General features: G+C 73.1%; 21 protein-coding genes. 6 read left to right on the top strand and 15 right to left on the bottom strand.

The window, feature by feature from the left end; genetic code table 11:
• Positions 1 to 145: 145 nt before the first annotated feature.
• A complete protein-coding gene (locus tag K1J60_RS02650; protein WP_220644720.1) occupies positions 146 to 718 on the bottom strand; it encodes a TetR/AcrR family transcriptional regulator in 573 nt (190 codons plus the stop codon).
• On the bottom strand, positions 715 to 1,077 hold the full coding sequence (locus tag K1J60_RS02645) for a DUF1304 domain-containing protein (RefSeq protein WP_220644719.1): 363 nt from the start codon (positions 1,075 to 1,077) through the stop codon (positions 715 to 717). Before K1J60_RS02645 ends, K1J60_RS02650 begins: the two co-directional genes overlap by 4 nt.
• A 147-nt stretch (positions 1,078 to 1,224) precedes the next feature.
• Here K1J60_RS02645 and K1J60_RS02640 point away from each other — a divergent pair, with 147 nt between their 5' ends.
• Together K1J60_RS02640 and K1J60_RS02635 are read left to right on the top strand one after the other, a co-directional pair.
• Entirely contained in the window at positions 1,225 to 1,701 is a 477-nt protein-coding gene (locus K1J60_RS02640; protein WP_220644718.1) for a GNAT family N-acetyltransferase, read from the top strand.
• A 73-nt stretch (positions 1,702 to 1,774) separates the two neighbouring features.
• Positions 1,775 to 2,167, top strand: coding sequence for a VOC family protein (locus K1J60_RS02635; RefSeq protein WP_220644717.1), 393 nt, complete (start codon positions 1,775 to 1,777; stop codon positions 2,165 to 2,167).
• Positions 2,168 to 2,239: 72 nt separating this feature from the next.
• Here K1J60_RS02635 and K1J60_RS02630 read toward each other — a convergent pair whose 3' ends face one another.
• Positions 2,240 to 2,536, bottom strand: a complete 297-nt coding sequence (locus K1J60_RS02630; protein ID WP_220644716.1) for a DUF4235 domain-containing protein — start codon at positions 2,534 to 2,536, stop codon at positions 2,240 to 2,242.
• 35 nt (positions 2,537 to 2,571) lie between these two features.
• Complete coding sequence (locus K1J60_RS02625) at positions 2,572 to 3,588, bottom strand: glutathione S-transferase family protein (RefSeq protein WP_220644715.1); 1,017 nt, start codon at positions 3,586 to 3,588, stop codon at positions 2,572 to 2,574.
• A gap of 106 nt (positions 3,589 to 3,694) precedes the next feature.
• Between K1J60_RS02625 and K1J60_RS02620 the strand changes: the two genes are divergently transcribed.
• Positions 3,695 to 4,735, top strand: coding sequence for a cation diffusion facilitator family transporter (locus K1J60_RS02620; RefSeq protein ID WP_259407526.1), 1,041 nt, complete (start codon positions 3,695 to 3,697; stop codon positions 4,733 to 4,735).
• 98 nt (positions 4,736 to 4,833) lie between these two features.
• Here K1J60_RS02620 and K1J60_RS02615 read toward each other — a convergent pair whose 3' ends face one another.
• The 3 genes from K1J60_RS02615 to K1J60_RS02605 form a co-directional block, all read right to left on the bottom strand.
• Complete coding sequence (locus tag K1J60_RS02615) at positions 4,834 to 5,280, bottom strand: nitroreductase family deazaflavin-dependent oxidoreductase (RefSeq protein WP_220644713.1); 447 nt, start codon at positions 5,278 to 5,280, stop codon at positions 4,834 to 4,836.
• A gap of 153 nt (positions 5,281 to 5,433) precedes the next feature.
• Entirely contained in the window at positions 5,434 to 6,054 is a 621-nt protein-coding gene (locus K1J60_RS02610) for a LysE family transporter (RefSeq protein ID WP_220651237.1), read from the bottom strand.
• Between the two features lie 284 nt (positions 6,055 to 6,338).
• Complete coding sequence (locus K1J60_RS02605) at positions 6,339 to 6,911, bottom strand: MarR family winged helix-turn-helix transcriptional regulator (RefSeq protein WP_220644712.1); 573 nt, start codon at positions 6,909 to 6,911, stop codon at positions 6,339 to 6,341.
• A 150-nt stretch (positions 6,912 to 7,061) separates the two neighbouring features.
• Between K1J60_RS02605 and K1J60_RS02600 the strand changes: the two genes are divergently transcribed.
• Positions 7,062 to 8,003: an LLM class flavin-dependent oxidoreductase gene (locus K1J60_RS02600; RefSeq protein WP_220644711.1), complete on the top strand. Its 942-nt coding sequence runs from the start codon at positions 7,062 to 7,064 to the stop codon at positions 8,001 to 8,003.
• A 75-nt stretch (positions 8,004 to 8,078) separates the two neighbouring features.
• Here K1J60_RS02600 and K1J60_RS02595 read toward each other — a convergent pair whose 3' ends face one another.
• Genes K1J60_RS02595 through K1J60_RS02580 form a run of 4 tightly spaced genes read right to left on the bottom strand, consistent with a single transcriptional unit; the run spans position 8,079 to position 13,562 of the window.
• On the bottom strand, positions 8,079 to 9,776 hold the full coding sequence (locus K1J60_RS02595; RefSeq protein WP_220644710.1) for an amidohydrolase: 1,698 nt from the start codon (positions 9,774 to 9,776) through the stop codon (positions 8,079 to 8,081).
• 58 nt (positions 9,777 to 9,834) lie between these two features.
• A complete protein-coding gene (locus K1J60_RS02590) occupies positions 9,835 to 10,827 on the bottom strand; it encodes an ABC transporter permease (RefSeq protein WP_220644709.1) in 993 nt (330 codons plus the stop codon).
• A complete protein-coding gene (locus K1J60_RS02585) occupies positions 10,824 to 12,506 on the bottom strand; it encodes a sugar ABC transporter ATP-binding protein (RefSeq protein ID WP_220644708.1) in 1,683 nt (560 codons plus the stop codon). The genes K1J60_RS02590 and K1J60_RS02585 overlap by 4 nt, the downstream gene beginning before the upstream one ends.
• 18 nt (positions 12,507 to 12,524) lie before the next feature.
• On the bottom strand, positions 12,525 to 13,562 hold the full coding sequence (locus tag K1J60_RS02580) for a sugar ABC transporter substrate-binding protein (RefSeq protein WP_220644707.1): 1,038 nt from the start codon (positions 13,560 to 13,562) through the stop codon (positions 12,525 to 12,527).
• 248 nt (positions 13,563 to 13,810) lie between these two features.
• Here K1J60_RS02580 and K1J60_RS02575 point away from each other — a divergent pair, with 248 nt between their 5' ends.
• On the top strand, positions 13,811 to 14,839 hold the full coding sequence (locus K1J60_RS02575; protein WP_220644706.1) for a helix-turn-helix transcriptional regulator: 1,029 nt from the start codon (positions 13,811 to 13,813) through the stop codon (positions 14,837 to 14,839).
• A 23-nt stretch (positions 14,840 to 14,862) separates the two neighbouring features.
• Positions 14,863 to 15,465 (top strand): flavoprotein, encoded by a 603-nt coding sequence (locus tag K1J60_RS02570; protein ID WP_220644705.1) that lies wholly within the window; start codon positions 14,863 to 14,865, stop codon positions 15,463 to 15,465.
• Here the strand turns inward: K1J60_RS02570 and K1J60_RS02565 are convergent.
• The 4 genes from K1J60_RS02565 to K1J60_RS02550 all read right to left on the bottom strand — a co-directional run bounded on the left by K1J60_RS02565 (position 15,455) and on the right by K1J60_RS02550 (position 20,917).
• A complete protein-coding gene (locus tag K1J60_RS02565) occupies positions 15,455 to 16,246 on the bottom strand; it encodes an MBL fold metallo-hydrolase (protein WP_220644704.1) in 792 nt (263 codons plus the stop codon). The two genes, K1J60_RS02570 and K1J60_RS02565, sit on opposite strands and share 11 nt — an antisense overlap.
• Positions 16,247 to 16,311: 65 nt before the next feature.
• The gene (locus K1J60_RS02560) at positions 16,312 to 17,109 is read right to left on the bottom strand and encodes an alpha/beta hydrolase (RefSeq protein ID WP_220644703.1); all 798 of its coding nucleotides are present in this window, start codon (positions 17,107 to 17,109) and stop codon (positions 16,312 to 16,314) included.
• 40 nt (positions 17,110 to 17,149) lie between these two features.
• Positions 17,150 to 17,974: an alpha/beta fold hydrolase gene (locus tag K1J60_RS02555; protein WP_220644702.1), complete on the bottom strand. Its 825-nt coding sequence runs from the start codon at positions 17,972 to 17,974 to the stop codon at positions 17,150 to 17,152.
• A gap of 195 nt (positions 17,975 to 18,169) precedes the next feature.
• Positions 18,170 to 20,917, bottom strand: coding sequence for an ATP-binding protein (locus K1J60_RS02550; protein ID WP_220644701.1), 2,748 nt, complete (start codon positions 20,915 to 20,917; stop codon positions 18,170 to 18,172).
• Between the last annotated feature and the right edge of the window lie 122 nt (positions 20,918 to 21,039).

Raw genomic sequence — 21,039 nt, 5'->3', positions numbered from 1 at the left:
GACGCCTGAGAAGCCATCTCCCGCCGGGGCACGTCCTCCCTGCGTGACCTCGGCCCTGTGGGTGACCTGGACACACCAGGTCACCCACAGGGCTGTCCGGGCGTCACGAGCCCCTGGGCGCCGAGGGCGGCGCACGTCCCCGCGCTCAGCGGCTGCGGTGCAGTGCGACCAGCAACTGCCACGCCTGGTCGGCGATCTCCCGCGGGGTGCCGTCGAGGAGGCCGTGCAGCCAGTCGGCGAGGACCCCCGCGAAGGTCGCCGCCACGGCGGAGGCCACCAGCGGGGCGTCCGCGGCACCCGCGAGCTCGCGCTCGCGCAGGCTGTAGGCGCGCAGGTCCCGGTGCAGGACCCGGCCGAGCGGTCCGCCGCCACCGGGCGCCAGCAGCGCGCGGTACAGGGCGGCGTGCGGCGCGAGACCGGCGAAGAACTCCGGCAGGGCGGCCGGTGCGTGCACCGGGTCGGGGCGCCCCCGCCAGGCGTGCAGCGCCTCCACGGCCTCCCGTACGACATCGGCGCAGGCGTCGACGGCCAGCGCCTCCAGGTCCGGGTAGTGCACGTAGAACGTGGCCCGGCCCACCCCCGCCCGGCGGACCAGCGCGGCCACGCTGACCTCGTGCAGCGGGTGCCGCGCGCACTCGTCGAGGAGGGCCTCCCGCAGCCTGGCCCGGGTGCGGGAGGCCCGGGGGTCCTCCGTGGCCCGGGGCTCCTCGGGGGTCATCCGGCGACGAGGACGGCGGCCAGGGCCAGCGCGCCGGGCAGGGCCTGGGCGACGAGGATGCGGCGGTTGGCGGTGGCGGCGCCGTACACGCCCGCGACGATCACACAGGACAGGAAGAAGATCTGCGCCCGGAATCCGGTCGGGTCGTCGGCGATCAGGCCCCAGACCAGACCGGCGGCGAGGAAGCCGTTGTAGAGGCCCTGGTTGGCGGCGAGCGAGGCCGTCCGCCGCGCCATCTCGGCGTCCAGCCCGTGGAAGGACATCCCCGGCTTCTTCTGCCACAGGAACATCTCCATCACCAGGATGTACGCGTGCAGCAGGGCCACCAGCGCGACCAGCACGTTCGCCAGGATCTCCATGGTCAGCAGACTCCGTAGTTCACTCGATGCTTCCCGAACTTCTTGGGCAGGTGTCCACTATAGCTGGACGACTGTCCAGGAAGTCCAGTCGGGGAGGCAGGGACCGATGCCGACGGATTGTCAGAGCCGGCCGCTAGGTTCCGGTCCATGAGTGAGCAAGAGGTGATCGTGCGGCGCGCCCGCGCCGAGGACGTACCGGGGATCGTCGTCTCCAGTTCCCTGCTGTTCGCCGAGGACGGCGGGGAGCGGGACCCGAGCCTGAACGTGGACTGGCCGCGCCTGCACGGTGCCGAGGCCTTCACGGCCGCCCTGAAGGACCCCGGCAGGCTGCTGCTGGCCGCCGTGAGCGACGGCGAGGTGGTCGGTCACCTGTCGGGAGCGATGTCCGGTCCCACCGCCATGCGGCCCGTCGGCTCGGCGACCCTCATGGCGCTGTACGTCCGGCCCGAGCACCGGCGGTCCCGGGTCGGGGCCCGCATGGTCGACACCTTCCTCGCATGGGCGCGGGAGCGGGGCGCGGCACACGCGGAGGTGACCGCCTCGGCCGCCAACACCGACGCCATCCGGTTCTACGAGCGGGAGACGTTCCGTCCCCAGGCGCTCACACTGCGGCTGAATCTGTGACCGGAGGGTACCCGGGGAGCGTATGGGCGGCGGCGGACCGTCCCCCGCGCCCGGGATCCCGTACGGAGGAGACATGGCACTGGTACAGGCGGGCCTCGTGGTGCTGGACTGCGCCGAGCCGGAGAAGCTCGCGGTGTTCTACAAGGAACTGCTCGACGCCCAGGAGACGGACGCGACCGCCAACCGCGTCGAGATCGAGGGCGCCTGCGGTGCCCGGATGGCATTCCGCCGGGACGTCAACGCCACCCCGCCCAGCTGGCCCCGCCCCGAGAACTCCCTCCAGGCCCATCTGGACTTCTACGTAGAGGACCTGGACGAGGCCGAACGGCTGATCGTGTCCCTCGGCGGACGTCCCGTCGACACCAAGGAGGCGAGCGGACCCTTCGAGGAGCGCGGCTACTCCGACCCGGCCGGCCACTCCTTCACCCTGCGCCGTGAACACCCCACGGCCCCCAAGCAGGGTTAGCGGGCCCGAGAAAGCGGGCCCGAGAAAGCGGTCGGGCGGCCCACGCGGGGCCGCCCGACCAGCCCTCGAACGTCAGTCCCGGCCTCCCTTCTCGGGGGCCGGCCACACCCCGGTGGACCGCTCGATGGCCTTGGCGCCCGTGCGGTCCACCGCGCTGCGCACGACGGCGAAGATCGCGCCCTGGACGGCAGCGGCCAGCAGGATCTCGCCCCAGCCGCGGTCCCGGTCCAGCGCGTCGGGCGCGTCGTCCTCGTGCCGGATCAGCTTCCAGGTCTTGCGGAACGCGGCCGAGGCCACCGCACCACTCACCCAGCCCAGCGCGAAGCCGATCGGCTTGTAGGCGACGGGCAGCTTCTTCTTCTTGGACATCTGCTCCTCCTCCTTGGCGTCGTGATGTCGTCCCCTCAGGGACGACCCTGCGGGGCCACGACCTCGGCGGCCGGCACCGGCCCCGGCGGCGTGCCGTCACCGAACGGGCTGCCGCCCAGATCAGCCCGCCCGTGGGGGGCGAGCCAGCCCGCCAGATCGGGCCCGAGTGGCACCACGGCGGTCGGGTTGATGCCCGTGTGCACCTGGTAGTAGTGCCGCTTGATGTGGTCGAAGTCGACGGTGTCGCCGAATCCGGGGGTCTGGAAGAGATCACGGGCGTACGCCCACAGCACCGGGTCCTCCGTCAGCTTCCAGCGGTTGCACTTGAAGTGACCGTGGTAGACGGCGTCGAAACGCACCAGCGTGGTGAAGAGCCGGATGTCCGCCTCGGTGATCGTCCCACCGACGAGATAACGCCGGCGCGCCAGCCGCGCCGACAGCGCCTCCAGCCGCCGGAACACCCCGGCGCAGGCCTCCTCGTACTCCTCCTGTCCGGTGGCGAAGCCCGCCCGGTAGACGCCGTTGTTGACGTCCTCGTACACCTCGGCCATCACCGTGTCGATCTCGTCGCGCAGGGCTAGCGGATACAGGTCGGGCGCGCCCTCGCGGTGCAGGTCGCGCCACTCGGTGGCGAGATCGAGGGTGATCCGCTGGTAGTCGTTGGTGACCAGTCGACCGCTCGGCACGTCCACGATCGCCGGGACGCTGACCCCGCCCGGGTAGTCGTTCTCCCGCGCGTCGTACGCCTCCTTCAGGAAGCGGATGCCGAGCACCGGGTCGCGGCCGTCCGGGTCCAGCGTGAACCGCCAGCTCCGGTCGTCCTGGATCGGGTCGGCGACGGCCATCGACAGGGTGTCCTCCAGGCCCAGCAGCCGTCGCGAGATCACCGCCCGGCTCGCCCAGGGGCAGGCCCGGCTGACCACCAGCCGGTAGCGGCCCGCCTCCACCGGCCAGCCGTCGCGGCCGTCGGCGGTGATCCGGTCCGCGAAGTGGCTCCTGGACCTCTTGAACGTCTTCCGCCCGTACGCCTCGTTGCCCTCACCGACACTCATGCCGTCCGTCCTCCCGGCCCGTCCGGATACGTCTGCCCTGATGAGGGTTCCCCGATTTCCGCGACCCCCACGGTGTGAGCGCGTCCGGTCGGGGCAAGCGGCGAAGGTGACCCGGACACCAACAGACACCGAGACGGCGGACGAGCGGGGCGGGGCGGTTCTGGAAGGGCCGGGAACCCCGGAACAGGGCGGGACACGGGCCGACCGCAGGACCAGGATCACGGTCCTCGTCGCCCTGGGCGCCAATCTCCTGATCGCCGTGGCCAAGACCGTCGGCGGGCTCCTCGCCGGCTCGCCCGCCCTCCTGTCGGAGGCCGCCCACTCGGTCGCCGACAGCCTCAACGAGGTCTTCCTTCTCGCCGCGCTGCGCCGCAGCCGCCGCCCCGCCGACGCCCGGCACCCCTTCGGCTACGGCAAGGAGCGCTTCTTCTGGTCCCTGCTGGCCGCCGTCGGCATCTTCGTGATGGGCGGCTGCTTCTCCTTCTACCAGGCCGTCCACGCCCTGACGGCCGGGAGTACGGAGTCCTACGGCGGCTACGTGGCCGGTATCGCCGTCCTCGGCGTGGCCCTCCTCTCCGAGGGCGCCTCACTGCTGCGCGCCCTGCACCAGGTGCGGCGGCAGGGCGGCGTCGACGGGCTGAAGGACCCGGCGCTGCGCACGGTCGTCGCCGAGGACGGCACGGCGGTCCTCGGCGTGACCCTCGCGATCGCCGGGATGGCCCTGCACATGATCACCGGTCAGGTGATCTGGGAGGCGTCCGCCTCCTTCGCGATCGGGGCCCTGCTCGTGTACGTCGCCTACTGGCTCGGCCGGGACGCCCGCGAACAGCTCATCGGGGTCGCCGCCGACCCCGAACCCAGCCGGAAGATCCGCTCCCTGCTGGAGGCACAGCCCGAGATCGACACCGTCGAGGCACTGCTCACCATGCAACTCGGCCTGGACTCGACCCTGGTGGCCGCGCGCGTGGACCTCGTGCCCGGCCTCGACAGCGAGGAGGTCGAGCTGGTCGCCGTCCGCATCAAGCGCTCCATCGCCCACGTCGTCCCCGAGGCCGACCAGATCTTCCTCGACGTGACGGAGAAGACGGGGCCGGGGGAGCGGGCAGCGGAAAGCCCCGCCGCGACGGGGGAACGCGGCGGGGCCTGAGACTCGGGTGCCCGGCGAGCCGGGGACCATGCGCGACGAAACGAAGGTTTTTTCTCCGGCTTCCCCGCGCCCGCGTCCCCGGCCCGGCCGGGGAACGGTCACCCGTCCACCGGCTCCAGCACGAAGACGGGGATCTCCCGGTCCGTCTTCTTCTGGTAGTCCTCGTACGTCGGATACGCGGCGACCGCCCGGTCCCACCACTCGGCCTTCTCGTCCCCGGTGACCTCACGCGCGGTCATGTCCTGCCGGACGGGCCCGTCCTGGAGCTCCACCAGCGGGTCGGACTTGATGTTGTGGTACCAGACCGGGTGCTTGGGCGCGCCGCCCAGCGAGGCCACGACCGCGTACCGACCCTCGTGCTCCACCCGCATCAGCGGGGTCTTGCGGATCTTCCCGCTCTTCGCGCCGCGCGTCGTGAGCACGATGACCGGCAGACCGGTGTCCAGCAGCGTCGTCCCCTGCGTGCCGCCGGAGCTCTCGTACAACTCGACCTGCTCGCGCACCCACTGGGTGGGGCTGGGCACGTACTCGCCCTCAAGAGGCATGACAACCGTCCCTTTGCTGTCGCGTACAGACTTGTTCCTCGTATTCAACACCCGGCCCCTCGCGCAATAATCCTCATCGGGCCACGCCGGCGCGGGACTTGTGCCGACCAGGCAGCGGCCGCACTGGCGGAGCTTGGCGAGCGGATGCGCCCGCTACGGCATCAGCACCGCCAGTCCCGCGATCACGGCACTCGACACGAGGCCGGTGACCAGCCGTCCCCGGTGCCCGGTCAGCGCGCGGCCCAGCAGGGCGCCGCCGCCGGCGAGCAGCAGTTGCCAGCTCGCCGAGGCGAGGAACGCGGCGAGGACGAACACGGCCTGCTCCAGGGGGCTCACGGCGTCGGCGGCGCGGCTGCCGAGCACGAGCGCGGCGAAGTAGACCACCGTGGTGGGGTTCAGCAGGGTGATCCCCAGAAGGGCGACGTAGGCACGCGCCGGGCCGACCGGGTCCCGCTGCGCGCGGGTGGGGAGGCGCCGGGCGCGGTACTGGCGTACGGCCCCGACCGCGCCGCGTGCCGCCAGCGCGAGGAGGACCAGGGCGGAGGCCCAGCGCAGGGGGGTCAGCACCGGTTGCAGGGCGTGTGCGAGGGCCGTACCGCCGAGGGCGGCGAGCAGGGCGTACAGTCCGTCGGCCGTCGCGACGCCGAGTGCGGCGCACGCTCCGGTCCGCAGGGACGTGCGGGCGGTGAGGGAGACGAGGTAGGTCGCGACGGCTCCGACGGGGATGGCGATGCCATAGCCGACGAGGAGCCCCGTGACGAGCGCGGCCGTCACGACCGGGGCGGTGTCGGCTCCCACGGTCGGCCCGACTGCTGCTGCCCCCGCACCGACGAGGCGGTGGCGAGGGACGGCGTCGGGGAGGCGTGATGGATGAGCATGGGCAGATCGTCGGGCCCGGTGCTCCGCCCCCGCAAGCGAATTAGGAGCATGACCGGCAGCGCGCGCGGCCGGTCAGCCGTTGGCCCTTGACCGTGAATTCAACATCCACCTATCTTGTTTGAATCCAAACGATAAGGAAGGTCCAGGGTGGACGAAGAGGTGTGTCGAGCGTGGAGCCGTCACGCCTTCGGGCGGCGGCCACTGCGCCGGGGCGCGGGCTCGGCGCCGTTCAGCAGGGTGCGGCGGCGCTCCTCGCCGTGTTCCTCGACCTGGAGCACGACACTGCGCAGCCCCTCCGCGAGGCTCCGGCACTCCGCGTCGCTGAGCTGCCCGGTGACGAAGGCCTCCTCCTCGTTGAACGCCGGGAACACCCGCCGCATCAGCTCCTCGCCCTTCTCGGTGAGGGCCAGCAGTACCAGCCGGCCGTCCGTCGGGTGGTCCGCCCGCCGCACCAGCCCGCGCGACTCCAGCGTCCGGGCCACACCCGTGAGCGTGCCCTTGGAGATGCCCGCCTCCTCGGCCACGTGCCGGGTCTCGGACTCGCCCCACACCCACACCACCCAGAGCACCACGAAGGCCGTCCAGGTCAGATCGGAACCGCGCAGCACGGAGTTCTCCAGGTGCTGCCGCACCGCCGAGGCGGCCCGGTAGATGTTCGCCACCGCCGCCATCTGGTCCCGGCGGATCGGGAAGTCCCCGAGCTTCGCCGCGGCGAGCTTCTCGGCTTCGGTGATGGATCGCTGGCCGGGCACGGGTGCTCCTTCGGTGTCACGGCCGGACATGGAGGGCCCACTGCGGCCACCCCCGGTCCGGGTCCGTCGTTCGTGCGGACATTCGATAGTTCGGTCGTACGGTCGTTCGGTCATTCGGGATCAAATTGTACGGAGGAGAGGGAATCCACCATGAGCACCACCCCCCGCATGCTGCTGGTCCTCAGCGAGAACTGGACCCTCACCGGCGGCCGGGCCGACCTGCCCGCCGCCGTACGGTGGGCCCGCGAGGCCGAGGACGCCGGCTTCGACTCCGTCATGGTCAGCGAACACATCGTGCTCGGCCCCGACGCCGCCGCCGACGGCGTCATGGGCAATCCTCGCGACTACGCCCTCCCCGGCAATCAGGACCCGTACACCCCCTGGCCCCACTCCCTTCTCCTGCTCGCCTCCATCGCCTCCGTCACCGAACGCCTGCGCCTGGCCGCCGCGGCCGTCCTCGCCCCACTGCGCCACCCCCTGCTGATGGCCAGGGAACTCGGCACCCTCGACCTGCTCAGCGAAGGACGGCTGCTGGTGCAGCCCACCGTCAGCTGGAGCAGGGACGAATACGACGCGCTCGGGGTGCCCTTCGGCAGACGGGGCCGGTTGCTCGACGAGCACCTGGAGGTCTGGGCCAAGGCCTGGGGGCCGTCACCGATCTCCCACGACAGCGAGCACTACCCGTTCCGGGACGTCTACTTCGAGCCCAAGGCGTACCGCCCCGAGGGGCCGAGGCTGTGGTTCGGCGGGCAGCGCCTGCACGGCCCCGTGCTGCGCCGGCTGGTCCGCCACGGCCACGGCTTCCACCCCCTCGGGCGCCCGACCCCGGACGACCTCAAGGCGCTCGACGAGGCCATGACCGCCGCCGGACGGGACGCCGCCGAACTGGAGATGATCGGCGGCACCCAGGCGGTCTTCCCCGACGACCACTCCCCGGCGGACCTCGGGGCGGCCCTCGCCTCGATCCCCGAGCAGCTGGAGCAGGGTTTCACGACCTTCTGCGTCAAGCCCAACCAGTTCATCGACGACCCCGACGGGGTCGGCGCCTTCTGCAAGGAGGTCATCCGGCGGGTGACGGCACTGACCGGCTGACCCGCCGCATGACCGACGGCACGACACGACGCGGCCGGCGCCTGGATCCAGGCGCCGGCCGCGTCGTGTGCCCGCTCAGCGCTCGAAGACGACCCCGCCGTCGAACACCGTCATGTCGACCTCGACGCCGGTGATCTCGTGGGGGTCGAGACCGAGCAGCGGCCGGTCCAGTACGCACAGGTCGGCCACCTTGCCCACCTCCACGGACCCCTTCCACTCCTCGGCGAAGTCCTGCCGCGCCGGGTTGATCGTGTACGCCCGCAGCGCCTCCGCGAGCTCCACCCGCTGTTCGGGACCGCTGACCCGGCCGCTGGCCTTCGACTCGCGCAGCAGCATCCCGGCGACGCCCTGCCGCCAGTCGGGCTCGGTGATCGGCGCGTCCGAACTGGCGCACACCGCCACCCCCGCGTCGAAGGCGGAGCGCGCGGGCCACTGGTACGCCGACCGCTCGGTGCCCACGACCTCCGCCATCAGATCGGAGATCGTCCACTTGATGGCGGGGTTCATGTTGACGCCGTAGCCGTGCGCGGCCAGCCGGGCGAGGCTGTCCGCACCGATGAAGTCGCCGTGGATGACGTAGTGCCGGGCGTCGGCGCGCGGCACCGCCTCCTGCGCCGCCGTGAACGCGTCCACCACGAGATCGATGGCCCGGTCGCCGGTGACGTGGACCCCCAGCTGGTAACCGGCCTCGTGCGCGATCCGGATCATGTCGAACAACTCGTCGACCTGCAGATCGGGCGTGCGCCCGTGCACGCAGAGGGAGCCGTGTCCGCCGCCGACGTAGGGCTCGTTCATCCAGGCCGTACGGTTCGGCGGCACGCCGTCGGCGAAGATCTTCACGCCGATGGCGTTCAGCCGCCGGGGGTCCGCGGACTCCGGGCGGTGGAGCTCGGCCAGACCCTTGCGGACGTCGTCGGCGGAGCCGCCCATGGGCGCGGGCAGCAGGAGGACGCTGACCCGGGCGTGCAGGGAGCCGACCGCCGCCAGGTCCGCGTACGCCGTCCAGTTGTCGGTGCTCAGCCCGCCGAACAGGGTCTCGGCGCCGCCGGGGCCGAGACCCGGCTCGGTGTAGCTGGTGATGCCGCGCGAGTGGAGCTCGGCGACGACGTTGCGGATGGCCTGGCGGCGCTGGGCGACCGTGGGGGAGGGCAGGGCGGCCTGGAGGAGGACGCCGGCCGCCTCGCGCAGGATGCCGGTGGGCCGGCCGTCGGGGTCGCGGTCGACGACCCCGCCGTCGGGTGCCACGGTGTCGGCGTCGATCCCGCAGCGGCGCAGGGCCTCGCTGTTCGCCCACACCATGTGCTGGGAGAAGTCGGTCAGACAGACGGGGTGGCCGGGCGCCACCGCGTCCAGGTCGGCGCGGTGCGGGAGTCGCCCCGGCTCGGCGAGGCACTCGGCGAGATAGCCCGGGTCCCAGCCCAGGCCGACGATCCACTCGCCGGGCGCGGCGGCCCGCGCCGCCGCGCCCACCACCCCCGCGATGTCGGCGATCGACCCCACCGCCGGGTGGCCGACGTCCAGGGCGAACGGAGGCTTGGACAGGCCGTACGCGGCGCCGTGCAGATGCGAGTCGTTGATGCCCGGCAGCACGGTACGCCCGGCCAGCTCCACGATCCGTGTCGTCGGCCCGGCCAGGGCGCGCATCTCGGCGTCCGTACCGACCGCGACGATCTCCCGACCGCGCACGGCCACACCCTCGGCGACCGAGAAGCCGGCGTCGACGGTGATGACCTGACCGCCGGTCAGGACCAGGGTGGGGGAAGTGTCGCTCACGAGGACCTCTCTGGGGTGTCTGCATGCGAGGGAGTACGGGAAGGCCCCGGGGTGACGGTCACCGGGCCGCGCGCGGGCCGAAGAAGGCGAGCGCCGCGCCCGCCACCAGCGCCACGCCCTGCGCCATCTGCTGCCAGAACGTCGGCACGCTCAGCAGTGTCAGCCCGTTCTGCAGGCAACCCAGGAACAGCACGCCGAGCAGCACCCCGAGAACCGAACCGGAGCCGCCGCTCAGGGCGACCCCGCCCAGCAGCACGGCCGTGAGCACCGTCAGCTCGAAACCCGCGCCCGAGGTGCCCGCGACCACGCTGTCCAGCACGGACGCCTTGATCGCCCCGGCCAGCGCGGCGGCCGTACCGGTGACCACGAACAGCGCGAACGGCGTACGGCGGACATCGATGCCGGAGAGATACGCGGCCTCCCGGTTGACCCCGATCGCGAACACATGGCGTCCGGTGGGCGTGTACGCCAGGAACAGCGCCCCGGCGACCAGGACGACGGCGGCGATGACCACGGGGGCCGCGATCCCGGCGATCCGTGCCCCGCCCAGCCACGCGAAGCCGTCGCCGAAGCCGCTCAGCGGCAGCGGGAAGAGCTGCTGTGCCAGGCCGCGCACCGCCGCCAGCATGCCCAGCGTCACGATGAACGGCGACAGCCCCAGATAGCAGCAGAGCACTCCGTTCACGGCCCCGACCGCCGCGCCGACGGCCAGCGCCCCGAGGACGGCGACCACGGGGGACTGGGCCTGCTCCCCGGCGAGCCAGCCCGCCGTCAGGGCGCCCAGCGCCAGCGTCGAGCCCACCGACAGATCCAGGTAGCCACTGATGATCAACAGGGCCAGGGGCACGGCGACGATGGCGAGGGCCGCCGCGTCGGTGGCGATCCCGCGCAGGTTCCCGGCGTCGAGGAAGCTGCCGGTGGACAGCTGGAACCCCAGCACCAGCAGGGTGAGGACGACGATCAGCGGATGGCGTCGCACCGTGGAGAGCCCGTGCGCGGCCAGTGCGCGCGGGCCGGGGACGACGCGCTCGGCGGCGGTCACGGCGGTCATGCTGCTCCTTCGTGGGAGGGGGTGGACGTGGGCGGCTCGGTGGCGGCGCCGTCCGGGTGGTGCGGCTGTCGAGGCGGGGGCCCCGCGTCGTGGACGGCCGCGAGCAGGGACGCCTCGGTGAGATCCGGGCCGGAGAGTTCGGCGACGATCCGGCCCCGGTCGACCACCAGACAGCGGTGGGCGAGGCCGGCCGCCTCCTCCGGGTCGCTGGAGGCGAACAGCACGGCCGTGCCGTGCTGTTCGGCGAGTGCGGACACGACGTCGTAGATCTCCTGACGGGCGCCGACGTCGACGCCCTGGGTCGGCTCGTCGAGCAGCAGGACGTCGACGGTCCTGGCCTCGTTGATCCAGCGGCCCAGCAGCAGCTTCTGCTGGTTGCCGCCGGAGAACGAGGAGGCCGGTGGCCCCGGCCGCGCGGGCCGCAGCCCCACCGCCTCGGCGAGCGAATCGAACACCCGCCGCTCCGCGCGGAGGGCCCGTACCCCGCGCCGGCTGAGCGTGCGCACGCTCGGCAACAGGACGTTGTCCTGCGCGCTCAGCCCCGCGAACAGGCCCTGCGTCCGCCGGTCCGCAGGCACCAGCGCGATCCCGGCGGCGAGGGCGTCGGCGGGGCGGGCGGGGGAGACGGCACGCTCACCGACGTGGACACTGCCGCCCTCGGCCGGCCGCCTGCCGAACAACGTCTCCAGCACCCGCGTACGCCCGGACCCGATCAGCCCGTACAGGCCTACGACCTCGCCCTCACCGACGACGAGGTCGACGGGCCCGAAACCGGGGCCGCGCAGGCCGCGCAGGGTGAGACGGGCGGGCACGGGGGAGCGGCGGGCGGAGGGGGCCGAACCGGTACCGGGTGCGGAGGTTCCGCGTGGCCCCGTCCCGGTGGGTGTCGACGGCCCCGGTGCGCCGACTCCCGTGATGGCCCGCACCAGGTCGTGGCGGCCGTGGACGCCGGTCGCCGTATGAGCGACGCGGCCGTCGCGGAGGACGGTCACCGCGTCCGCGAGGCGTTCGACCTCGGCCAGGAGGTGCGTCACGTAGACGATGGCGAGGCCCTGGGCGCGCAGGTCCTCCACCCGGGTGGCGAGGGCGTCGCTCTCGGCGCCGGAGAGGGCGGCCGTGGGCTCGTCGAGGACCAGAACCGAGGCGCTGCGGCTGAGGGCCTTGGCGATCTCGACCAACTGTTTCTGGCCCATGGGCAGTTCACCCACCCGGTCGCGCGGCGAGCAGCTCGCGGCGACGCGGTCGAGGAGTTCGGCGGCCACCTTCTCCTGGGCCCGGCGGTCGACCCGCCCGTACCGGGTCCACTCCTGGCCGAGGAAGATGTTCTCGGCCACGGTCAGGGAGTCCACGACGCTGAGCGTCTGGAAGATGATCGCCACCCCCGCCGCGATCGACTCGCGCGGACTGAGCCGGGCGTACGGGACCCCGCCCACCTCGATCGTCCCGGCGTCCGGCGGGAACGCCCCGCCCAGGCACTTGATCAGCGTGGACTTGCCGGCGCCGTTGTGCCCGAGCAGGGCGTGCACCTGGCCGGCGGGCACGGTGAGGTCCACGCCGTCCAGCGCCCGCACCCCGCCGAAGGACTTGCCGAGGGAGGAGATCCGCAGGTTCGGCGGGTTCGCCGCCCCGGGATCCCTGGGGCTGCCGGCTGCCGCGGTCGCCCCTCGCGCGTCGCTCATGTCGGCCATCGCGCGGCCCTACCCGTTCTGGGCGAGCAGCGCGTCGATCTCAGCCGTGTCCCCGCCCTGGACCAGCTTGACCGGCACCTGGACGCTCGGGTCCGCCTTCCCGGCGGCGACCGCGAGCGGCACGTCGACGATCGCGTTGGCGATGTCCAGCGGGGCCAGGGCGGACGAGGCCCGGTAGAACGTGCCCTGCTTGATGGCGAGGAGCGAGGGGGCCGAGCCGTCCTGGCCGCCGACGAACGTCTTCCTGTCGTCCTTCTTCCGCCCGGCCTGCTGCAAGGCCTTGAACCCGCCGTACGCCGCCGCGTCCGTGATGCCGAGGATGATGTTCAGGTCGGGGTGCTTGGCGAGGAGCGCGCTGGACTTCGACAGCCCCGTGTCGGGGTCGATGGCCTGCTCCTGCGCCACCACGTCGACACCGGGCGCGAGCTCGGTGAAGGCGTCGATCATGCCCTTCGTGCGCTCCCGGCCGAGCTCGATCGTGTTGTCGACCAGGAACGCGATCTTCCCCTTGCCGTTCAGCTCCTCGTTGGCCCATTTGGCGGCCGACTCGCCGAGCAGCGTGCCGCTCTCGCGGAAGCTGAACTGGATGTCGGCGCTCTGGCTCTCCAGCGTCCCGCCGTACGTCACCCAGATCAGGCCCGCGTCGAGCGCGGCCTCGGCGATCGACTCGGTGGCTTCGAAGACCATCGGGAACGACACGATCGCCTGCATCTTCCGCGTGACCCAGGTGTTGAGGTTGCTGGCCTGGGTGTCGGGGTTGCTCGCGTCGCTCGTCGTCAACAGCTCGACGTCGTGCTTCTTCGCGGCTGCCGTCGAGAGCTTCACCAGGGTGCTGTAGAGCGGGATCTGGGTGAAGGGGTAGTCGAGGCCGATCTGGGTGAGCTTCCTCGCGGAGGGGGACGCGTCCGCCGCCTTCGCCGCACCGGAGCTGCTCTCCGGGGCGCTGCAGCCCGTGGTGGCCAGCCCGGTCGCGGTGAGCGCGCCGGCCGACCACGTGAGGAACTGCCTGCGCGAGGCCGGGGTGACGGAAGGGTGGCGTCTGGTCATGGCGGGGATCTCCAAGGGGGACGGGGCCCGTCAGCGGCGGGCGTCCTGCTGTGCCGAACAGAAAAGACCCCGGCGCCCCGCCCCACCATCCGTACAAATACCGAGTCCGCGGGCCACCGGCTTTCACGGATCGCTCACCTTCTTGTCCACCGCACCCCGCCCGCATATCGTTAGGGTCCAAAAGACCTGCCGGTCCCGGGGCGGCCCCGAGGCCGGTGCAGGTCTCGGGGCCGCCCCGGGAGGCTCGCATGCTCACCCACCACCAGCTCGCGGCCGCCACCCGCATCGGCATGCTGACCCGCGAACGCGACACCGCCGCCGCCTGCGCCGAGGCCCTGCGCGAACTCGGCCGCGCCCTGCCCCTGGACGCCGCCACCCTCCTGGAGATCGATCCGATCACCGGCGCCCACGTCCAGGTCGCGGGCGTCGGCTACGACGCCGACGTCTCCGAGGCACTGGCCGCCGAGTTCGTCTCGACCCCCTGGTACGCCAACGTCCTGAGCAGCGAGATCCCGCCCTCCATCTGCGAGGACGTCGAGGACCCGGGCGAGCGCTACCGCGACGGCTGGTTCTACGCCGAGCGGATGCGCCCGGCGGGCGTCCGCGACGCGGTCACCGGCGCCCTGCGCCACCACGGTCGACTCGTCGGTCTGGTCACCCTCTCCACCGCCACCCCCGACGCCTACGACACCGAGACCCGCCATCTGCTGGCATCCCTGCTGCCCGCACTGGGCGTCCTCGTCGACCCCACCGCGCACGCGGGCGCCCTCCACGATCTCCCGGCGGACGGCGGGGCCTGCCTCGTCGTCGACGACGACATCCTCGAACTCCCGGGCCGGGACCCCGCCGTGGTGCTCCGGGACGCCGAATTCCGTCGTCTCCTCGGCGCCTTCGCCGACTCGCACGGCACCCGGTTGCGCCTGCTGTGGCCCGTGGGCCCCGACTGGTACCGCGTCACCCTGCGCCGCCACACCCTCGGCACGGCCGTGGTACGCCGCGCGGTCCTCGTCCACGAGACGCCCGCCCCCCTGCCGTACGGGCTCAGTCCGCGGGAACTGGAGGTGCTCACCCGGGCGGCCACCGGCCGGACGAACCAGGCCATCGCCGAGGCGCTGTTCCTGTCCCCGCGCACGGTGCACACCCATGTCGAGCATCTGCTGCGCAAGACCGGCGCCGCCTCCCGCGCCGAGGCCACCGCCCTCGCCGTACGGGACGGGCTGCTCCGACCGACCGCCGCGGACGTCGAACGCTTCGTCGAGAGAGCGCCCGGCGGGTGACCCCGGTTCAGTAGGGTCGGAGGGTGACTGCGACTGCGAACACGGCCGAAGGCCGGCCAGGACGAGGCGGGCCCGGACAGGGCGGGCGACCCTTCCTCTACGTCGTCGTCTGCGCGGCGGGCATCGCCGCCGAGGTCAGCAAGCTGATCACCGCCGCCCAGGAACGCGACTGGGAGGTCGGGGTCATCGCGACCCCCGTCGCCATGGGCGGTTTCTTCGACGCGGCCGCGGTCGAGGCGCAGACCGGCCGCCCGATCCGTTCGGCCTGGCGGCGACCGGGCGACGCCCGCCCCTTCCCGCCTCCGGACGCCGTGGTGGTCGCGCCGGCCACCTTCAACACCGTCAACAAGTGGGCCGCGGGAATGGCCGACACCCTCGCGGTCGGCACCCTGTGCGAGGCGTGCGGCCTGGGCGTCCCGATCGCCGTGCTGCCCTGTGTCGCCGACGCCCTCGCCGCCCACCCGGCGTACCGCGCGAGCCTGGAGCGGCTGCGCGGCATGGGCGTCAGGTTCGGCGACCCGTACGCCGGTGGGGCCGAGGAGGACGGCGGGCGCGGGGAGTTCCCCTGGGAGCGGGCGCTGGACCTGCTGGAGGCGGCCGACGAGGGTGGGGCCCTCACACGCTGAGCTCCGTCGCCGTCCCCATCGGCAGCCAGCGGAACACGTCCCTCACCTCGGCGGGGGCCCCGGCCAAGGTCCGCTCGGCCGCCGCGCGGGCTTCACGGAAGTGACTCCACCCCTCGTAGTGCACCGGCACGACCGTACGGGGACGCAGCAGTCGGCAGACGTCCACGGCCTCGGCGGCGGTCATCGTGTAGCGGAGCGGGCCGGTGACCGGGAAGCCGACGCCGCCGAGGTGGAGCAGGGCGGTGCCCACGGTCAGCCGCCGGCCCACCTCCCGTACGCCCGCGAAGAGGACCGAGTCGCCGGAGATCCACAGCGCCCCGTGCCGCTGACCGGGCCAGGCGAGGGCGAAGCCCGTCACCTCGCCGACGACCGGACGGGACAGCGGCGGGCCGTGCCGGGCGGGGGTGGCGGTGACCTCGACGGTCGTGCCGTCGGGGGAGGACAGCTTGCAGGTGTCCCAGGGAGCCAGGCCCCGCGCGTTGCCGCCGAGGCGTCGCGCCCCGGACACAGTGGTGAGCACGACCTCGACGCCCGGCAGAAGGGCGCGGCCCGCGTCGTCGAGGTTGTCGCCGTGGTGGTCGTGGGTCAACAACACCGCGTCCACCGGCGGCAGTTCGGCGGCCGGCAGGGCGGGCCCCGCGGTCTTGCGCGACGACGTGCCCCAGCCGAACGCGTAGCGGCGGCCCGGCGGGTCGAAGGTCGGATCGGTCAGCAGCCGCAGGCCACCGACCTCGATCAGGGTGGTCGGGCCGCCGATGTGCGTGACGCGGACGCCGGTCATACGGGGATCCCTTCCGGACAAAGGCCCGGGGCGGCCGCGGCGACGGCCGCCCCGGGCACGGGAGTTCAGCGCGCGTGCGCGACCGCCCAGTCCAGGGCGTCGTCCGCGACCGCCTCCCACCCGGGCGCGGCGGGCAGCAGATGAGGCATCCCGGGGTACTCCTTGACCTCGGTGACCGTGTGCGACTTGTAGTGCTTGGCGTTGGACTGCTGCACCTTGGGCGGCATCAGATGGTCCTTCTCGCCCGAGACGAACAGCAGCGGTGGCCGGTCCTCGTTGTGGTAGTCCACATAGGTGCTCTGGTGGCCCGGCCGCAGGGTGGCGAGGGCGCTGTCCCAGAAGATGGCGCCGGACGCGGGGACGGCGTACCGCTCGTACAGTGCCCTCGACTCCTCCTCGGGGAAGGTGTTGGTGAAGGCGTAGTGCCACTGCTCGAAGGTGAGGCCGACCGCGCGGTGCCGGTTGGCGGGGTTCTTCAGCACCGGGAACGCCGACTTGATCTGGGTCAGCGGCAGCACGGCGACGCCCTCGGTGGGCGCCGAGTTGATCGCCACGCCCGCCGCGCCGAGGCCCCTGTCGAGGAGCAGCTGGACGAAGACACCGCCGGCGGAGTGGCCGATGAGGACCGGCGGTTTGTCGAGACCCTGGACGAGGGCGACCAGGCTGTCGACGATCTGGGGGACCGTCACCTTCTCGATCGGAGAGGTGTCGGCGTTCAGCGACTCGACCTCCACCTCGAAGCCCGGGTAGGCCGGGGCGAGGACCCGGTAACCGCGCTTCTCGTAGTGGGCGATCCAGTGCTCCCAGCTCCGGGGCGTCACCCAGAAGCCGTGGATCAGGACGATCGTGTCGGGACTGCTCATCGTTCTCCTTCCAGGAACTCCAGCGAGGTGCACAGGACGCTCAGGAGTTGAGGAACTCCAGCAGGTCCGCGCCGAGTTGGTCCTTGTGCGTGTCCGTGATGCCGTGCGGGGCCCCGGGATAGACCTTCAGCGTCGCGTTCTTGATCCGGGCCGCCGAGGCCCTGCCGCCGACCTCGAACGGCACGACCTGGTCGTCGTCGCCGTGGACGACGAGGGCGGGCACGTCGACGGCGTCGAGATCGGCGCGGAAGTCGGTGGCGGAGAAGGCCGCGACGCATTCGTACGCGTTCCGGTGTCCGGACTGCATGCCCTGGAGCCAGAAGGCGTCCCGCACACCCTGGGACACGTGGGCCCCGGGCCGGTTGTTCCCGAAGAACGGGCCGTCGGCGAGGTCCCGGTACAGCTGCGACCGGTCGGCGAGCGACCCGGCGCGGATCGCGTCGAACACCTCGACGGGTACGCCACCGGGATTGTCGTCGGTCCTGAGCATGAACGGCGGCACGGCGGAGACCAGCACCAGCTGCGCGACCCGTCCCGTGCCGTGCCGCCCCACATAGCGGGTCACCTCGCCGCCGCCGGTGGAGAAACCGACGAGCGTGACGTCCCGCAGATCGAGGGTGTCGATCAGGGTGGCGAGGTCGTCGGCGTAGGTGTTCATCTCGTTGCCGTGCCAGGTCTGGGTGGAGCGGCCGTGCCCGCGCCGGTCGTGCGCGACGACCCGGTAACCGTGCCTGGCCAGGAACAGCTGCTGAGCCTCCCAGCTGTCGGAGTTCAGGGGCCAGCCGTGGCTGAGCACGACCGGGCGGCCCTGCCCCCAGTCCTTGTAGAAGATCTGAGCCCCGTCGGCTGCGGTGACGTACGGCATGGGGGGTGCTCCCGTCTGCGGGCGTGTCCGGCCCGTGCATCCTCCGGCGGGTCGGCGCGGCGCCGAATCCTGTGGAACGCGTAGTCGTGACCGGGTGGGCCGCGCGGTCCGCCGCCCGCGACCGACGGTATGCCGAGGCCCTCCACCCCGCCACAGCTGCCCTCCGCGCCGAGGAGCCCCCGCCGGCCGCCCGCCTCAGAGCTCCGGGACCCGTGCCAGCTGCCGCCGCGAGGTGACGTCGAGCTTCCGGAAGATCTTCCTCAGGTGGTAGTCGACCGTGCTGGCGCTGATGAACAGCCGGGCGGCGATCTCGGCGTTGGTGGAGCCTGCCTTGGCGAGCCGGGCGATGGTCAGCTCCTGCGGGGTGAGCGCGCCGTCCGCCCCCGCCGGACCGCGCCGCGGATGCTCACCGGTCGCCGCCAACTCCCGTGCGGCGCGCGTCGCGTAACCCCGGGCCCGCATGGTGTCGAACATCGTCAGCGCCGTACGCAGCTGCTCGCGGGCGGCCTTGCGGCGCTTGCGGCGGCGCAGCCACTCGCCGTAGAGGAGATGCGCGACGGCGAGGTCGGCACGGGCGCCGCTGCCGGAGAGCAGCGAGATCGCCTCGCGGTACAGCGGATCGGCGTCGCTCGCGGGCGCCAGCAGGGCCCGGCAGCGTGCCAGCAGACCGAGCGCCCACGCGGTGCCGGTGGCCGTCGCCCGGGACTCCAGGGTCCGCAGGGCCGTCGTGGCCAGGACCCGGTCGCCGCAGCGGACGGCCGCCTCGACCAGGTGGGGGAGGATCCGGGAGTGGTAGGCGATCGGATCCTGCCCGACCAGCTCACGGGTGATCGTGCGGGCCCGCGCGTAGTCGCCGGAGCCGAGGGCGAGGACCGCCATGCCGATGCGGGCGATGGACTCCACCGCGCCGTTGCCCAGCCAGGCCCCGGCCTCCTCGGAGCCGCGCAGCACCGCTTCCGGTTCCTCGGTGTCCGCGTGCCAGGCGACCAGTTCGGGGTGCCGGTAGAGCGCCCACATGTCGTCGGTGGCGCCGATCGCCGCGCGGATCTGGAGGCCCTGGGCGTGCAGGTCGTCCGCGAGGGCCAGTTCGCCGAGGTTGGTCTCGTGCATCACCGAGCAGTACAGGGCGGTGTCCAGCTCCAGCAGGGCGCCGGTGTCACGGGCCACGTCGGCGGCCCGGCGCATGACCGCGCGCTGGGTCTCCTCGTCCCAGAGCATCATCGTCAGGGTGACGGTGGGCAGATACGCGCGGAGCACGTCCTGGTCCGAGGTCCGGGGGTCCCGCAGCATCTCGTGGGCCCTCCGCATGTGCGGCACGGCCCGCTCGTAGCCGTCGGTGACGAGGACGGCGAAGGCGCGCAGCACCAGGTCGACGCCGTTCGCGGGCGCCGTTCGCGGCAGCAGGTCGTCCACGGCCCCCGCGATGTCGGTGAACGTCGTGTCCCGGACGAGGTGTTCGGCGGTGATCGCGCCCTGGACCGCCCGCAGCAGCGCCTCCCGGGCCAGCTCCGGAGCCCCGTCGGCGAGGGCCCGCGCGGCCCGCAGACACAGCGCGGGCGCCGCCGCGAACGCGCCCATGTCGCCGAGGAACGTCACCGCCTGGGCTCGCACGAGCAGCGCCCGGCCCCGGCCGACGTCACCGAGCAGAGCGACGTCGATCGCGTCCAGCAGGGACTCCGCCTGGAGCGGTGCTCCCGCCGACAGTGCGGCCTCCGCCGCGGCCAGCAGCCGGCCGGCCCGGGCGGTTTCCCCCGGGGTCAGCTCGGCGGCCCTGCCGAGGAAGGTGGCGCGGGCCGCGTGACCGCCGCGCGCGCCCGCCCGGTCGGCCGAGCGCTCCACCTCGGCGGCCACCTCCTCGTCCGGCCCGAGGGCGGCCGCCGCCAGGTGCCAGGCCCGTCGGTCGGAGTCGGCGGGCCGGTCCGTCACCTCCGCCAGGGCCCGGTGGGCCCGTCCCCGTTCCACGCTGGTGGCCCCGCCGTACACCGCCGACCGCACCAGCGGATGCCGGAACTCGGCGGCCCTGCGCAGCACCACCAGCCCCGCCGCCTCGGCCGGCCCCGAGTCCTCCGGCCCGATCCCGAGCCGGCGCGCGGCACCGGTGACATAGCCGAGGTCGCCGCCCGGCGCGGTCGCGGCCACCAGCAGCCAGGTCTGCGCCGCCACCGGCAGCTCGCGCACCCGCCGCAGGTAGTGCGCCTCCAACCGGCTCCCCACGGGCAGCGGTTCGGGCAGCGCCGACGAGCCGGAGAGCTGGTCGGCGGTCAACTCCTGCCCCAGGTCGGCCAGCGCGAGCGGGTTCCCGGCGGTCGCGGCCACGATCCGCGCGCCCACCCGGGCGTCCAGCGGCCCGGTGACAACCTCCCGCAGCAGCTCCAGGGCGAACGGCTCCTCCAGGCCGCCCACCTCGGTGACCGGCAGACCCGCCGGTGCCTCGAACCCGGTCCGGGCCGCGAACACCAGCCCCACGCCCTCGGCGTGCACCCGCCGCCCCACGAAGGCGAGGACGCCCAGCGACTCCTCGTCGAGCCACTGCGCGTCGTCCACACACGCCAGCACCGGCCGCTGTTTCGCGGCCTCCGCGAGCAGCGTCAGCGTGGCGAGCCCCACCAGGAACCGATCGGCGGGCGGACCGTCGGCAAGCCCGCACGCCACCCTGAGCGCCTCGTGCTGCGACGCCGGCAGCCCACCGGGCTCCTTCAGTCCGTCCAGGAACGGCACGAGGAGCCGCTGCAACGCGGCGAACGGGAATCCCGCCTCGGACTCCACGCCCGCCACCTGTAACACCCGCAGATCGGCTGCCTCCCGGCCCGCGTGACCGAGGAGCACCGTCTTCCCGATCCCGGCGTCGCCCCGCAACAGCACGACCCCGCTCAGCCCCCGCCGCACCTCCGCCACCAGTCGTTCGAGCCGCTCACGTTCCCCGATCCGCCCCTTGAGAACCACGACGACGCCCTTCGACCAGGGGCCTCTTGTGCAGGCCGTATGAGGTTTTGGTGAAGACGCCCCATTCAACCAGCGCGTGGCCGGGTGCACGCGGGCATCGGGCCAGAGCGGTACGGAGGGGG

The organism is Streptomyces akebiae (genome assembly GCF_019599145.1).
GTDB classification, from domain to species: domain Bacteria; phylum Actinomycetota; class Actinomycetes; order Streptomycetales; family Streptomycetaceae; genus Streptomyces; species Streptomyces akebiae.
Note: the sequence above shows the minus strand (reverse complement) of the source record. Positions and strands in the feature narration are given on the sequence as shown.

What these genes read in the sequence shown, in the direction of transcription:
- K1J60_RS02590 (WP_220644709.1), bottom strand. Translation starts at nt 10,827, where the DNA reads ATGACCGCCGTGACCGCCGCCGAGCGCGTCGTCCCCGGCCCGCGCGCA.
- K1J60_RS02585 (WP_220644708.1), bottom strand. Translation starts at nt 12,506, where the DNA reads ATGAGCGACGCGCGAGGGGCGACCGCGGCAGCCGGCAGCCCCAGGGAT.
- K1J60_RS02575 (WP_220644706.1), top strand. Translation starts at nt 13,811, where the DNA reads ATGCTCACCCACCACCAGCTCGCGGCCGCCACCCGCATCGGCATGCTG.
- K1J60_RS02625 (WP_220644715.1), bottom strand. Translation starts at nt 3,588, where the DNA reads ATGAGTGTCGGTGAGGGCAACGAGGCGTACGGGCGGAAGACGTTCAAG.
- K1J60_RS02600 (WP_220644711.1), top strand. Translation starts at nt 7,062, where the DNA reads ATGAGCACCACCCCCCGCATGCTGCTGGTCCTCAGCGAGAACTGGACC.
- K1J60_RS02645 (WP_220644719.1), bottom strand. Translation starts at nt 1,077, where the DNA reads ATGGAGATCCTGGCGAACGTGCTGGTCGCGCTGGTGGCCCTGCTGCAC.
- K1J60_RS02635 (WP_220644717.1), top strand. Translation starts at nt 1,775, where the DNA reads ATGGCACTGGTACAGGCGGGCCTCGTGGTGCTGGACTGCGCCGAGCCG.
- K1J60_RS02640 (WP_220644718.1), top strand. Translation starts at nt 1,225, where the DNA reads ATGAGTGAGCAAGAGGTGATCGTGCGGCGCGCCCGCGCCGAGGACGTA.
- K1J60_RS02580 (WP_220644707.1), bottom strand. Translation starts at nt 13,562, where the DNA reads ATGACCAGACGCCACCCTTCCGTCACCCCGGCCTCGCGCAGGCAGTTC.
- K1J60_RS02555 (WP_220644702.1), bottom strand. Translation starts at nt 17,974, where the DNA reads ATGCCGTACGTCACCGCAGCCGACGGGGCTCAGATCTTCTACAAGGAC.
- K1J60_RS02650 (WP_220644720.1), bottom strand. Translation starts at nt 718, where the DNA reads ATGACCCCCGAGGAGCCCCGGGCCACGGAGGACCCCCGGGCCTCCCGC.
- K1J60_RS02615 (WP_220644713.1), bottom strand. Translation starts at nt 5,280, where the DNA reads ATGCCTCTTGAGGGCGAGTACGTGCCCAGCCCCACCCAGTGGGTGCGC.
- K1J60_RS02630 (WP_220644716.1), bottom strand. Translation starts at nt 2,536, where the DNA reads ATGTCCAAGAAGAAGAAGCTGCCCGTCGCCTACAAGCCGATCGGCTTC.
- K1J60_RS02560 (WP_220644703.1), bottom strand. Translation starts at nt 17,109, where the DNA reads ATGAGCAGTCCCGACACGATCGTCCTGATCCACGGCTTCTGGGTGACG.
- K1J60_RS02565 (WP_220644704.1), bottom strand. Translation starts at nt 16,246, where the DNA reads ATGACCGGCGTCCGCGTCACGCACATCGGCGGCCCGACCACCCTGATC.